The organism is Streptomyces sp. NPDC091279, from assembly GCF_044757465.1.
Taxonomy (GTDB): domain Bacteria; phylum Actinomycetota; class Actinomycetes; order Streptomycetales; family Streptomycetaceae; genus Streptomyces.
In genome coordinates, this window is sequence record NZ_JBIVVA010000009.1 from 188,919 (window position 1) to 201,510 (window position 12,592).

Sequence of the window (12,592 nt, forward strand, 5' to 3'; positions counted from 1 at the left end):
ACGCCGGTCATGCGCCGACGCGGTCGAGCGGTCCGGTGGTGGTGGCCGCCGGTTCCGGTGGAGCGGCGCGTCTGCGGCGCAGGGCGCCGAGCGTCGCGGTGAGGAGCAGCCCGAGCAGCGCCGAGGCGCCGACGGCGGTGCCCAGGCGCAGCCCGGGCGGATGGAACGTGCAGGTCACGGTGGTGGCCGAGCCGTCGAGCGGAACGGCGATCAGGCCGTGGTACTGCCCGGCGGGAACGGCGTCGTCGGCACCGGCCGCACATCGCCACCCGGCGATCCGGGGCGCGGCGATGACGGCAACTCCCTTGCTGTGGGCCGGTATCCGGGCCTCGACGGTGGCGTCGGAGACGTGGACCTCGGTGGCGCCGGTGGCTTTGAGGCGGGCGACGGCGGTGTGCAGCCGGTCGGTGTCGAGGCAGCCGACGGCCCCTGCGGGGACGGGACTTGGGGCGGCCGGGGTGAGGTCGACGCGGAGGTGTCCGGAGGCGGGGACGGTGCCGAGCCGTTGCATCGCGGAGATCTTGGTGCCCCGGTCGGCGCGGAACCGTCCGGTCGGACCCGAGCCGGTGGCGGCGGTGCCGGAGTAGCGCGGGGCCCAGAGGTAGACCTCGTCGCCCGCCGGGCAGGTGGCGGTGATCGAGGCGCCGAGGACCGCGGTGCCTTGTCCGACCCAGGACGTGGGGGGCAGCTGCTGTCCGTCGGCGTCGCGCAGGGTGAGGCGCGGGACGGTGTAGACGCGGCTGCCGAGCAGCAACTCCTGGTTGCGGTAAGGGGAGTTGCCGAAGTGCTGGGTGGGGGCGGGGTGGACGGTGACGAGGGGTGGCACGTCCTCGCGGGTCACGGTCGGGCGGGTGCCGTCCTGCGGGAACCAGTTCTGGTGCGGGTCGGGCGGGGAGTGCACGCGGGCGCCGACGGAGAAGAGCGCGTCGGTGACGTCGTTGTCGAGGCTCTGCACGCTGCGGCCCCGGGAGGTGTAGCCGTCGCCGAGGGCGGTGAGGGTGCGGCTGAGGATGTCGGGGGTGAGGCTGCTGTAGTACTGGGCGCCCTGGCCGCCGACCAGCAACGGGTCGTTGCCGACGGTCTGTTCGCGGCCGGGCTCGGTGCGGTGGGCGGGCCAGTCGTCGGCGCGGGCGATCGCGTCGGCCTGCTCCTGCTGCCGGGTGCCCCAGGGGGCGTAGTCGTCCATGTGGCCGAGGCGGAGGCGGTCGGCGACGGCGTAGGTGGCCGCCGTTTCGCCGAACTGCCCGCCGAACAGCAGGAGCAGGGCGAGCGATGCCAGCCGTCCTCGGTGTCGGCCGGGGTCGCGGCCGAGCAGGACCAGACCGCCGAGGGCGCCGACCAGGGCGAGCGCCAGCACCAGCCAGGCGACCGGGTGCAGCAGGGCGCTGCGGCTCGCGACGGCGACGATCAGGGCGAGGAGCCCGGCCGCCGCGCCCAGGGCCCGGAGGTCGGGCACCCCGTGGGAGAGGCTGAGCCAGGCGGCGGTGACGAGGAGCGCGCAGAGCACGAACGTCTGCCGGTAGGCGCTGCCCTGCGGGGTGGCGAAGGCGTGCCAGACCAGGCTGGTCGGCGCCCACTGGAAGGAGAGGGCGACGGCGCAGGTCAGCACGGTCCAGCCGGTCCGCACCCGGCGCGGGACCCGGCGGTGGAAGGGCAGCGCGAGGGCGAGCAGGAGGGCGGCGGTGCCGACGTAGACGGCCGGGCTGTTGAAGCTGTACGTGGTCGGCAGCAGCCGGGCCAGCAGATCCCGGGCGGGCACGGCCGTGAACGCGGCCTCGCGGCCCGGGTAGGCGTGCTTCGTGCCGACGTAGACGACCGTCACCAGGGGCGCGGCCAGGCCGATGCCGAGCACGACGGTCCGGGCGGCGCGTCCGAGGGCCGCTGCCGTGCGGCGCCGGTCGAGGTCGGCGAGCCAGAGCCGCAGGAGCAGCACGAGACCGGCGGCGAGGGTGGCCATGTAGGCGGTGTAGAAGTTGGCGATCCAGGCGACGGCGACGACGAGGACGCCGAGGAGCGGGTGGCGGCGTTCTCTGGCCCACTCGCCGACCAGGCAGAACAGGGGCAGGGCGAGGAGGCCGTCGAGCCACATCGGGTTGTAGGAGGCGACCGCGACGCTCCAGCCGCACAGGGCGTAGGAGGTGGCGAGGAACCCGGCCGCCCACCAGCGCCCGGAGCGCAGCGTCAGCAGCAGCCAGGCCATGGCCGCTCCGGCGCACGCCGTCTTGAGGACGGTGATCGTGTACACGGCGAGGTCGATCTCGTCGCGCGGGAAGAGGGCGACGAGGAGGGCGAAGGGGCTGCTGAGGTAGGTGCCGAGGTCGGGCAGGAAGCTGGTGCCGTAGCCGGACTGCCAGTTGAGGAACAGGCCTCCGTCGGCGCGGCCGTGCAGCAGGTCCCAGAGGTGCGCGTGGAAGGGCACGTACTGGTTGCCGAGGTCGTTGACGCTGCGGGTGCGGGGGCCGAAGGGGTAGCTGCGGGCGAGGATGTCACCGGCGCAGAACACGGCGGTGGTGAGGAGTGCGGCAAGGAGTGCCGCGGCCCGTCGGGTCGGGGAATGGCCGCCGTAAACGGCTTTGCGCAGGGTCGAGCGGTCCATTCCTGATTACTCCCCGAGGGTGGTTGATTCGCGGAGTTAGACGGCCCTCGTTTCCGATTGGTTGTGCCGCCCGATGAAAGTAGCAAGACGAATTCCGATGGCCCGTAAGTACGCTGAACGAAGAGATGAACAGCCGGGAAACGGAAATGTCCCGGAGCGTAGTTCGGGGTGAATTCGGGGAATCCGGCGGGCGGCGTCCGGGCGGCCTGTGAGGGGTTCTGCGGCCGGTCGGCGGCGTCGCTTGCCCTGGAGTGCGCTCCAGGTTCTACGGTGCAGCGACCACGGCGGACGGCCCGTCGGGCGGCGGACATCGGGAGTACGTATGAGCGAGAGCACGACCCGTGAGGAGCGTTTCGCGCGCGGTCTTGAGGTGCTGCGGGCCGTCGACGGGGAGGTCGGGCAGCGGGTGGTCGACTCGCTCGCCGAGGTCAGCCCGGAGCTGGGGCACCAGATCGTGGCCTGGGGGTTCGGCGAGATCTACGCCCGCCCGCAACTGGCCCCGCGCGACCGCCAGTTGGTGACGCTGGGGATGCTGACGGCGCTGGGCGGCTGCGAACCGCAGCTGGAGGTGCATGTGCAGGCGGCGCTGAACGTGGGGCTGACGCCCGAGGAGATCGTCGAGGCGCTGCTGCACGCGGCCGGGTACTGCGGTTTCCCGAAGGCGCTGAACGCCACGTCGGTGGCCCGGAAGGTGTTCGCGGAGCGCGGGCTGCTGCCGGTGGGACAGCAGCCCGCGGACGGCGGTCCGGCTACCTCTGCCTGATCCGCAGGAAGGTGACGGAGTGCGCCGGGAAGGTGTACGTGAACCGGCTCGCGATCCCCCGGACGGTGGCGGTGACCGGGGCGACGGCGGTGGCCGTCTCGGTGTTCACCGCGTCCGGCGCCGCACGCAGCGTCGTCGCCCGGGCGGTGGACGCGACCCTGGCCCCGCCGAGGTCGATCGCGGTACGGGCGTCGGCGTCCTGGGCGTTGACGACCTTGACGATCAGGTCGCCGGTCTTCCGATCGTGGGTGACGACCTGGCGGAACGGCTCGGCCGGCCGGTCATCGGTGAAGCTGCCCCACTCCTGGCCGTCGAGGTACAGGGTGACCTGGCGGCCCCGGACCTTGATGTCGATGGCGTAGGCGCGGCCGGTGTCGATGGTGCCGGCCTTGCTGAGCAGGGTGGACTTGGCGCCGTCGACGGACTGCTCGACCGCGGACTGGGTGTTGTTCCAGCCGCCGAGGTTCCACCAGTAGTAATTCCCGGTGTCCTGCACGCCGAAGGCGATCAGGAAGCCCTCCTTGCCGGACCTCTTGGTGGCCCTCACCCGCAGGTCGTAGTCGTGCCAGCCGGGGTCGCCCGCCGACACCATGGTGTTCTCGGCGGTGGTGGAGCTCTGCGTGTACTGGCCGTCCTGGATGCTCCAGTCGCCGGTGCCGGAGGGGGTCCAGCGGGAGGCGTCGCCGGAGAAGTCGTCGCTCAGCTGGGTGTTCCCGTCGGCGTCGGTGACCTGGACGTCGTCGTAGGCGGCGCTGGTGTTCCAGGTGGACAGGCCGACGGCGCCGCCGATCGGGGCGGTGAGCGCGGGGGTGGCGGTGGCGGTGGAGGGGACGACGCGGTCACCGACGTTGGTCATGAACAGCTTCTGGACCTCGTAGTTGGCGGAGTTCCAGGAGGCGTGGTTGTTGAACCAGACCAGGTCGGGGCGCCACTGGACGTAGTCCTCGTTCGCGAACAGGGGCGCGTAGGAGGCGAGTTCGACGATGTCGGCGTTGCGTTCCAGGCCGGTCATGAACGCCGCCTCGGCGAGGCCGTTCTTGAAGGCGTTGCCCTGGGAGGCGTACTCACCGAGGAACACCTTGGGACCGGCGCGGTCGTAGGAGTCGTAGCGGTCGTTGTTCTTCAGGAACCACTGGGGGCTGTTGTAGTAGTGCTCGTCGACCATGTCGACGCCGGCTTCCCGGTTCAGTCTCCAGGCGGTGTCGAAGGTCGAACCCTCGTCGTCCGGGCCGGAGTTGGAGATGACGGTGACGTCCGGGTACGCGGCCGCGATGGCGGTGCGGAACTGCGTGAAGCGGGCGAAGAACTCGCTGGGGAGGTTCTCCTCGTTGCCGACCTCGATGTGGGTGAGGTGGAACGGCTTCGGGTGGCCCATCGCGGCGCGCTTCCCGCCCCAGGTGGAGGTGGCGGGGCCGTTGGCGAACTCGATGAGGTCCAGGGTGTCCTGGATGTGCCGCTTGAGGAGCGCGTCGTCGTCGACGGCCTTGTTCTGGCCGCAGCCGGTCACCAGGGCTGGGACGACGGGCAGCGGCATCGCCCCGATGTCCTCGGCGAGGCGGAAGTACTCGTAGTAGCCGAGGCCGTAACTCTGGTTGTAGCCCCAGAAGTTGGCGTTGGTGGCGCGCTGCTCGACCGGCCCGATGGTGTCCTTCCACTGGTAGGAGCGCTTGCGCTGCCAGCCGGATGACTCGCTGTAGTCGGCCATGGAGCCGGTGTTGACCAGGCAGCCGCCGGGGAAGCGCACGAACCCCGGGTGCAGGGCGGCGATCTTCTCGGCGAGGTCTTTGCGCAGGCCGTTGGACTGGTGCCGGTAGGTGTCGCGGGGGAAGAGGGACACCTCGTCCAGGGCGACCGCGTCGTCGGCAGACACGGTGAGGCGGCCGGTGCTGCTGGTGCGCTCGGCGGTGAACGTGGCCCGGTACTGCGCCCAGCCACCCCGGGCGGTGATCTCACGGGCGGCGCCCAGGGTGCCCCCGGCGTCCGCGAGGGACACGGTCAGGCCGGTGCGGCGGGCGGCGCGGACCCACACCGAGAAGTCGTACGTCTTGCCCTGCTCGACCCGGACGCCGGTGTTGTACCCGGCGTTGGTGACCGCCGAACCGGCGCCCAGGGCAAGGTAGTTGCGGTTGCGGTCGTTGAGGCGGCCGGGGTCGTTCAGGACCTGGGCGACGCCGGTGACCTGCCAGGCGGTGAGGGGGGTGTAGGTGGTGTTGTCGGCGGTCGTGTACTCGAAGGATCGGTTCTGCATCAGCTCGGCGTAGAGACCGCCGTCGGCGGCGCGGTTGATGTCCTCGAAGAAGACGCCGTACAGGGAGGGGTCGATCGTCGCGCCCCGGGCGGCGGGGTCGACGGTGATGGCGTAGTCGGTGACCTCGGCGGCATGGGCGGGGGCCGGGACGAGGGCCGTCGCCAGCAGGAACGCGCTCGCGCCGAGGCCGAGTCTCCAGCGGCCGGGGCGGGTGCGGGTGGGACGTGTCATGGATACTCCGCGGCTCGTTGTTCGAAATATCAGACATCGATCAACACTTCGAACGGGAAGATAGGCATGCGCCATGAACGCGTCAATGGATCGGACACGGGGACGTAAAGTCGGGACGGATGCGCCGGTTCCGCAGGGGGTTCCGGCCGGGATCTGGCCGGAACCTGGCCGGAAAGGGTCGTGACGATGGGCGGCGGCTGGCCGGTACCCGATGTGCTGGCCCATCTGCGGGGGCGCTGGCGCGTCGAGCGGGACGTACGCGATCGGGCGAGCGGCGCACGCGGGCACTTCGAGGGCGTCACCGTCTTCGGCGACCTCCCGGACGGCGGGCTGCTGCACGAGGAGACCGGCACGTTCACCTGGCTCGGGACGCCCCGGCCCGCCGCACGCACCCTGCGCTTCCTGCCGGGGGCCGAGCCCGGCACCGCCGACGTGCGCTTCGCCGACGGGCGCCCCTTCCACGACCTGGACCTGCGCACCGGCCACCATGTCACCGACCATCCGTGCGCGGCCGACCTCTACCGGGGCGAGTTCACCGTGCGGGACGCGGACCACTGGCGGTCGGTGTGGCGGGTCGGCGGCCCCGCCAAGGACCTGCTGCTGAGCACCGACTACGTCCGCGAGACCTGAGTCGGCCCGCCCTCGACCCGCAGGGTCCAGCGCCCGGCGAGTCCGGTGACGGTGACCGCCGAGAGCGGGCGCACGTCGATGTTCCAGTACGTCGACGGCGGCGCCTTGAGCGCGTACACCAACGCGGCCCGGATCACGGAGGGTTCGGCGACGGCGACGATCCGGCCACCGTCACCGACCGGGCGGGTGTCCAGCCAGCCGCCGACCCGGGAGACGAACGCGAGCAGCGACTCGCCGCCGTGTGGGCTGGCCGCCGGGTCGGCCAGCCAGGCGTCCACCTCCGCCGGTTCCCGGGCCATCGCCTCGCCCAGGGTCAGTCCGCGCCAACGGCCCATGTCGCAGTCGCGCAGGGCGAGTTGGACCAGCGGCGTGTAGCCGAGGGCCTCGCCGGTGGCGCGGCTGCGCGGGGCGATCGAGCAGTACCGCAGCTCGGCCGCGGCGAGCGGCGCCAGCTCGGGACCGGCCCGCAGCACCTCGTCCCAACCGGCCTGGTCCAGCGGCCGGTCGTCCTCGAACCGCTCCGCGAGCAGCGAGGAACTGCGCGCCGCGGCGACGAAAGTGACCCGAAGTGCCATGCGGTGATGGTGAGTCGAGCGGGACACCAGGTCAAGAGGGACCCGGGGCGCCGTCCCGGAAACCCGGCTCAGGGTTCCGGCTGGAACAGCAGCGCCATCCACCGCTCGGGGTGCGGGAGTGCGGTGAAGCCGACCTTCTCGTAGACGCCGTGCGCGTCCTGGGTGGCCAGCAGGAGGCGCCGTGGCCCGTACGGGCGCAGATGTTCGCGCACGGCCATCACCAGCGCCGTTCCCAGGCTCTTGCCGCGTACCGACGGGTCCACGTACACGTCGCAGAGCCAGGCGAAGGTCGCGAGGTCGGTGACGACCCGCGCGTAGGCCACCTGCTCCCCCGACGTCTCGTCGTAGACGCCGAAGTTGAGCGATCCCTCGATCGCGCGGTCCTGCTTCTCGCGGGAGCGGCCGAGCGCCCAGTAGGCGTCGGTGGACAGCCAGCGGTGGACGCGTGCGGCGTCGAGGCGGGCGCGGTCGGTGGAGAGTGCGTAGCCGTCGGGGAGGCCCGGGGTGGTGTCGGTCATGCGGGGAGGCTCGCATTCGGGTCGGCGGACGTCGAGCGGATTTCGCCGCGCGTCTCGGCCCACGCGGCCTTCAGCCGCCGTACCCCTTCGGTGATCTCGGCCGGGCCCGCGACCGCCGCGAAGCTCAATCGCAGGTGCGGGGCCGGGGGTTCGGCGCAGAAGTAGGGGCGGCCCGGGGTGACGGCGACGCCCGCGCGCAACGCCGCCGAGGTCAGCGCCGTTTCGTCGGTGCCGTCGGGCAGCCGGAGCCAGAGGTGGTAGCCGCCCGACGGGATGTGCGGCAGGGCGAGTTCGGGCAGGCGCAGCCGCAGGGCCGACGTCAGGGTGGAGCGGCGGAGCGTCAACTCCCGTGAGATCGCCCGCAGATGGCGGGGCCAGGCGGGCGAGCCGACGAGTTCGAGGGCGGCTTCCTGGAGCGGCCGGGGCACGAAGAAGGTGTCGACGATGTGGATGGCCCGCAGCCGTTCCAGGACCGGGCCCCGGGCGACGAGGGCGCTGACCCGGAAACTGGGCGCGGTGGCCTTGGTGAGCGAGCCGACGTGTACGACGACGCCGTCCGGGTCGTCGGCGGCGAGCGGGCTCGGCAGCGGCGCGGCGTCCTCGTGGGCGTGGTGGCGCACGAAGTCGTCCTCGATGACGAACGCCCCGGCCGCGCGGGCGATCCGCAGCACCTCGGGGCGCCGTTCGGGGGCGAGGACCGCGCCGGTCGGGTTCTGGAACAGGGGCTGGCAGACCAGGACGCGGGCGCCGGTGGCCCGGAAGGCGGCGGCGAGGAGGTCGGGGCGGACCCCGTCGGCGTCGACCGGGACCGGCACCGGGCGCAGCCCCGCCGCCCGCGCGATCGCCAGCATGCCGGGGTAGGTCGGCGACTCGACCAGGACCGGCGCACCCGGCGGGGCGAGGGCGCGCAGCGCGGTGGTGAGCGCGGCCTGCCCGCCCGCCGCGATCAGGACCTCGGCCGCGGTGACCGTGCCGCCGATGCCCCGAGCGAACCACTCCCGCAGCTCGGAGAGCCCCTCCATCGGCGGCCGCCCCCACGCGCCGGGCCGTCTGCCCGCCCGGGCCAGCGCCGCCGCCATCGCCCGTTCCGGCTGCAACGAGGGGTGCAGATAACCGCCGTTGAACTCCACCACCCCCGGCGGCGGCACCGCGAGGGTCGCGACGACCCCGGAGGCGTCCACCGTGCGCGGGACGAGGTCGGCGGCGCCGTCCGCGCTCAGCGCCAGCTCCTGCCAGGAGGTGTCGCCGGGGACGGCAGGGGCGGCCCGGCGGGGCTCGGCGCGGAAGGCACCGGCGCCGGGGCGGGTGACGACCAGTCCCTCGGCGGCGAGCTGGGCGAGGGCCCGCGAGACGGTCACCGGGCTGACCCGGAACCGTTCGACGAGGGCCCGGCTCGACGGGAGCTTTCCACCTGGCGAGTAGCGGTTCAGCTCCTGCCGTAGGCGATTCGCCAGTTCATTGACGCTGCTACTCTCGTGCATGAGAGCACAGAGTAACGCTACTGACCCGGCCGCGATAGCGGTGCACACCCCGCGGCCGACACTCGCCGCCCCCATCGCCCCCATCGCCCCCGCCGCCCCCGCCGTCCCCGCCGCCCCCGCGATCCGTGCCCGGGGTACCGCGCTGGCCGCCCTGGGTGTCGTCACCTTCTCCCTCACGTTCCCCGCCACCGCCTGGGGTCTGGAGGGCTTCGGCCCCTGGTCGCTGGGGACGCTGCGCTGTGTCCTGGCCGCGCTGATCGCGGGGAGCTGTCTGCTGGCGCTGCGGGTCCGGGTGCCCGCGCGGGCGCACTGGGCGGGGCTCGCGGTGGTGGCCGCCGGGGTCGTCGTCGGCTTCCCGCTGCTCACCACGCTCGCGCTGCGGACGTCGACCACCGCGCACGCGGCCGTCGTGGTGGGGCTGCTGCCGCTGACCACGGCCGGGTTCGCCGCCCTGCGCACGGGCACCCGGCCGTCCCGCACGTTCTGGCTCGCGGCGCTCGCGGGCGCCGGCGCGGTGATCGCGTTCACCGTGTGGCAGAGCGGCGGCGCGCTCACCTCCGCCGACCTGTATCTGTTCGGGGCGCTGCTGGTCTGCGCGGCCGGGTACACGGAGGGCGGGCGGCTGGCACGGGTGATGCCGGGCTGGCAGGTCATCGGCTGGGCGCTGGTGGCGTGCCTGCCGCTGGCGGTGCCGGCTGCCGCCGTCGCGCTGGCCGACGAGCCCGTGCACCTCACGGGGCACAGTGTGGTGGGGCTGGTGTGGGTGGCCGCCGTCTCGCAGTTCCTCGGCCTGGTCGTCTGGTACCGGGGCATGGCCGCGATCGGCGTCCCCCACGCGAGCCAACTCCAACTGGCCCAGCCCCTGCTGACGTTGGCCTGGTCGGTGCTCCTCCTCGGCGAACACCTCCCCCTGACGGCCCCCTTGACCGCCCTCGCGGTCCTGGCCTGCATCGCGGTGACCCAACGGTCCCGGGGCTGAGGGGAGTTGAGCAGCGGGCGACGCGCGACGGGCCCCGGTCCGAGGGCCGTTGGAGGGGGCCCACCGCTCAACGGCCGTGAGGCTGACGGGCGTTGAGCCGGGCCCGCCGGTCGACGGACCCGGCCCTCACCACCGTTGCACCAGAACTGCCGTTGCACGGACCGCCGGACAACAGCCCGCAGCCCAGCGGGCGTTGGGCCGGAACCCGCGCGCCGCTGACCTCAAGGAGTGAGGCCTCCGGCGCTGTCGGCTCACCTCACCGTGGGCTTCTGGTGCGGGTGCGGTAGTGGTCGGCGACCACGCGGGCCATCGCTCCCGCCGGGTCCGTCGTGACCTCCTTCGCGGCGAAGAAGACGTGGCCGCGCACCTGCGGGTACTTCTTCGCGAGGGTGAGGTGGCGGGAGAGTTCCGCCGGGTCCTGCCAGGCGGCGGGCTGGGCCGGGTCGCCCGCCTTGTAGAGGGCCTCGCCGATGTAGAGGCGGGTCTTCGAGTCGCGCGCGACGTCGGCCCACCAGTCCACCAGCGTCGCGTAGTCGGCGGCCGGGAAGCCGATGTTCCAGTAGACCTGCGGGACGATGTAGTCGATCCAGCCCTCCTGCACCCACTTTCGGGTGTCGGCGCAGAGGTCGTCGTAGGTCTGCACCCCCGCCGCCGTGTCCGAACCCCGCGCGTCCGTCGTCGCGTTGCGCCACACCGCGAACGGGCTGATGCCGAACCGGGTGGTCGGCCGGGTCTCCTTGATGCGGGCGGCCATCTCGCGCACCAGGCGGTCGATGTTGTCGCGCCGCCAGGCCGCCCGGTCCGGGAACCCGGCGCCGTAGCGGTCGTAGGCCTCGTCGTCGTCGAAGGTCTGCCCGGCCACCGGGTACGGGTAGAAGTAGTCGTCGAAGTGGACGGCGTCGACCGGGTAGCGGCGCACCGCGTCCACCATGGCGTCCTGCACGAACGCGCGGACCTCGGGCAGCCCCGGGTTGTAGTAGAGCTTGCCGCCGTAGGTGACCACCCACTCCGGGTGCGTGCGCGCGGGGTGCGAGGCGGCGAGCTTCGACGGATCGGTGTGGTTGGCGATCCGGTACGGGTTGAACCAGGCGTGCAGTTCGAGGCCGCGCGCGTGCGCCTCCGTCACCGCCGTCTGCAACGGGTCCCAGCCGGGGTCGACGCCCTGGGTCCCGGTGAGGTACTGCGACCAGGGCTCGTAGGGCGAGGGCCACAGCGCGTCGGCCGTCGGACGCACCTGGAACATCACGGCGTTGAGCCGGTCCCGCGCCGCCTTGTCGAGGTGGGCGATCAGCTCCGCGCGCTGCGCCGCCGCCGTCAGACCGGTCCTGGACGGCCAGTCCCGGTTGGCCACGGTCGCCAGCCACACCCCGCGCATCTCGGTGACCGCGCGCCGCCCGCCCCGCGCCGCCGCCGCCGTGGCACCCGGCGTGAACGTGAGCGTCGACAGCACGGCCGTGGTGAACGCCCGCCGTGTCACTCGCCCCATCTGCACACCCCCAGAAGAACAATGCGGTCCGCACGTCACGGACCGGCTCCGCGCACAGCATGCCCGACGCGGGCCCGCCCCCGGCGATCGATCATCGATACTTGGGAGTAACGTGCACGATCGGAGCAGGCCCCGAACGAGTGGGTCCTGCCGCACGCGTGAGACCAGCGAAGGGGACGATGTGACGGACATCCCGGCGGGAGACATCGAGCGCGTCGGAGTGGTCGGCTGCGGCCAGATGGGCGCGGGCATCGCCGAGGTGTGCGCCCGCTCCGGCCTGGACGTGAAGGTGGCCGAGACCACCGGCGAGGCCCTGGAGATCGGCCGCACCCGGCTGTACAACTCCCTGGCCAGGGCGGCCGAGCGCGGCAAGATCAGCGAGGAGGAGCGGGACGCCACGCAGGCGCGGCTCAGCTTCACCACCGACCTCGGCGAGTTCGCCGACCGGGACCTGGTGATCGAGGCCGTCGTCGAGAACGAGCAGGTGAAGACGGAGATCTTCCAGGTGCTCGACCAGGTGGTGACCCGCCCGGACGCGATCCTCGCCTCCAACACCTCGTCGATCCCGGTGGTGAAGCTGGCGGTCGCCACCTCGCGGGCCGACCAGGTCATCGGCATCCACTTCTTCAACCCGGCGCCGGTCCAGAAGCTCGTCGAGCTGATCCCGGCGCTCACCACGTCGGAGGCGACGCTCGCGCGGGCCCAGCTCTTCGCCGAGAAGCTGCTCGGCAAGCACGCGATCCGCGCCCAGGACCGCTCCGGGTTCGTAGTCAACGCGCTGCTCGTGCCGTATCTGCTGTCCGCGGTACGGATGTTCGAGTCGGGCATCGCGGGCCGCGACGACATCGACAACGGCATGGAGCTGGGCTGCGCCCACCCGATGGGCCCGCTGAAACTGGCGGACCTGATCGGCCTGGACACGGTCGCGTCGATCGCGCACTCGATGTACGAGGAGTACAAGGAGCCCCTCTACGCCGCTCCCCCACTGCTCCAGCGGATGGTCGACGCGGGCCGCCTCGGCCGCAAGACGGGGTCGGGGTTCTACAGCTACGGCTGAGTCCGGCGTCACGCTCCGGTGCGAACGG

Annotated in this window: 10 protein-coding genes; 4 read left to right on the forward strand and 6 right to left on the reverse strand. The window is 72.7% G+C overall.

Annotated elements, in window-relative coordinates; genetic code table 11:
- Window positions 1–7: 7 nt before the first annotated feature.
- Entirely contained in the window at window positions 8–2,596 is a 2,589-nt protein-coding gene (locus ACIQOU_RS23520) for a YfhO family protein (RefSeq protein WP_401538765.1), read from the reverse strand.
- 322 nt (window positions 2,597–2,918) lie between these two features.
- Between ACIQOU_RS23520 and ACIQOU_RS23525 the strand changes: the two genes are divergently transcribed.
- Window positions 2,919–3,359 (forward strand): carboxymuconolactone decarboxylase family protein, encoded by a 441-nt coding sequence (locus tag ACIQOU_RS23525; protein WP_401538766.1) that lies wholly within the window; start codon window positions 2,919–2,921, stop codon window positions 3,357–3,359.
- On the opposite strand, the gene ACIQOU_RS23530 is transcribed toward ACIQOU_RS23525, so the two are convergent.
- A complete protein-coding gene (locus tag ACIQOU_RS23530; RefSeq protein WP_401538767.1) occupies window positions 3,346–5,838 on the reverse strand; it encodes an alpha-L-arabinofuranosidase C-terminal domain-containing protein in 2,493 nt (830 codons plus the stop codon). The genes ACIQOU_RS23525 and ACIQOU_RS23530 overlap by 14 nt on opposite strands.
- Before the next feature lie 186 nt (window positions 5,839–6,024).
- On the opposite strand from ACIQOU_RS23530, the gene ACIQOU_RS23535 reads away from it, so the two are divergent.
- Complete coding sequence (locus ACIQOU_RS23535; protein WP_401539018.1) at window positions 6,025–6,468, forward strand: DUF6314 family protein; 444 nt, start codon at window positions 6,025–6,027, stop codon at window positions 6,466–6,468.
- Here ACIQOU_RS23535 and ACIQOU_RS23540 read toward each other — a convergent pair.
- The 3 genes from ACIQOU_RS23540 to ACIQOU_RS23550 all read right to left on the reverse strand — a co-directional run bounded on the left by ACIQOU_RS23540 (window position 6,450) and on the right by ACIQOU_RS23550 (window position 9,042).
- On the reverse strand, window positions 6,450–7,043 hold the full coding sequence (locus ACIQOU_RS23540) for a histidine phosphatase family protein (RefSeq protein WP_401538768.1): 594 nt from the start codon (window positions 7,041–7,043) through the stop codon (window positions 6,450–6,452). The two genes, ACIQOU_RS23535 and ACIQOU_RS23540, sit on opposite strands and share 19 nt — an antisense overlap.
- Window positions 7,044–7,111: 68 nt before the next feature.
- Window positions 7,112–7,561, reverse strand: coding sequence for a GNAT family N-acetyltransferase (locus tag ACIQOU_RS23545; RefSeq protein ID WP_401538769.1), 450 nt, complete (start codon window positions 7,559–7,561; stop codon window positions 7,112–7,114).
- On the reverse strand, window positions 7,558–9,042 hold the full coding sequence (locus ACIQOU_RS23550; RefSeq protein WP_401538770.1) for a PLP-dependent aminotransferase family protein: 1,485 nt from the start codon (window positions 9,040–9,042) through the stop codon (window positions 7,558–7,560). Before ACIQOU_RS23550 ends, ACIQOU_RS23545 begins: the two co-directional genes overlap by 4 nt.
- Here ACIQOU_RS23550 and ACIQOU_RS23555 point away from each other — a divergent pair.
- A complete protein-coding gene (locus ACIQOU_RS23555) occupies window positions 9,041–10,021 on the forward strand; it encodes a DMT family transporter (protein WP_401538771.1) in 981 nt (326 codons plus the stop codon). The genes ACIQOU_RS23550 and ACIQOU_RS23555 overlap by 2 nt on opposite strands.
- 256 nt (window positions 10,022–10,277) lie before the next feature.
- Here the strand turns inward: ACIQOU_RS23555 and ACIQOU_RS23560 are convergent, their stop codons facing one another.
- The gene (locus ACIQOU_RS23560) at window positions 10,278–11,507 is read right to left on the reverse strand and encodes a glycoside hydrolase family 10 protein (RefSeq protein ID WP_401538772.1); all 1,230 of its coding nucleotides are present in this window, start codon (window positions 11,505–11,507) and stop codon (window positions 10,278–10,280) included.
- Between the two features lie 181 nt (window positions 11,508–11,688).
- On the opposite strand from ACIQOU_RS23560, the gene ACIQOU_RS23565 reads away from it, so the two are divergent.
- On the forward strand, window positions 11,689–12,564 hold the full coding sequence (locus tag ACIQOU_RS23565) for a 3-hydroxybutyryl-CoA dehydrogenase (RefSeq protein WP_401538773.1): 876 nt from the start codon (window positions 11,689–11,691) through the stop codon (window positions 12,562–12,564).
- The last annotated feature ends 28 nt before the right edge of the window (window positions 12,565–12,592 follow it).

Coding starts and splice junctions, on each gene's coding strand:
- ACIQOU_RS23520 (WP_401538765.1), bottom strand. CDS start 2,596: ATGGACCGCTCGACCCTGCGCAAAGCCGTTTACGGCGGCCATTCCCCG.
- ACIQOU_RS23525 (WP_401538766.1), top strand. CDS start 2,919: ATGAGCGAGAGCACGACCCGTGAGGAGCGTTTCGCGCGCGGTCTTGAG.
- ACIQOU_RS23530 (WP_401538767.1), bottom strand. CDS start 5,838: ATGACACGTCCCACCCGCACCCGCCCCGGCCGCTGGAGACTCGGCCTC.
- ACIQOU_RS23535 (WP_401539018.1), top strand. CDS start 6,025: ATGGGCGGCGGCTGGCCGGTACCCGATGTGCTGGCCCATCTGCGGGGG.
- ACIQOU_RS23540 (WP_401538768.1), bottom strand. CDS start 7,043: ATGGCACTTCGGGTCACTTTCGTCGCCGCGGCGCGCAGTTCCTCGCTG.
- ACIQOU_RS23545 (WP_401538769.1), bottom strand. CDS start 7,561: ATGACCGACACCACCCCGGGCCTCCCCGACGGCTACGCACTCTCCACC.
- ACIQOU_RS23555 (WP_401538771.1), top strand. CDS start 9,041: ATGAGAGCACAGAGTAACGCTACTGACCCGGCCGCGATAGCGGTGCAC.
- ACIQOU_RS23550 (WP_401538770.1), bottom strand. CDS start 9,042: ATGCACGAGAGTAGCAGCGTCAATGAACTGGCGAATCGCCTACGGCAG.
- ACIQOU_RS23560 (WP_401538772.1), bottom strand. CDS start 11,507: ATGGGGCGAGTGACACGGCGGGCGTTCACCACGGCCGTGCTGTCGACG.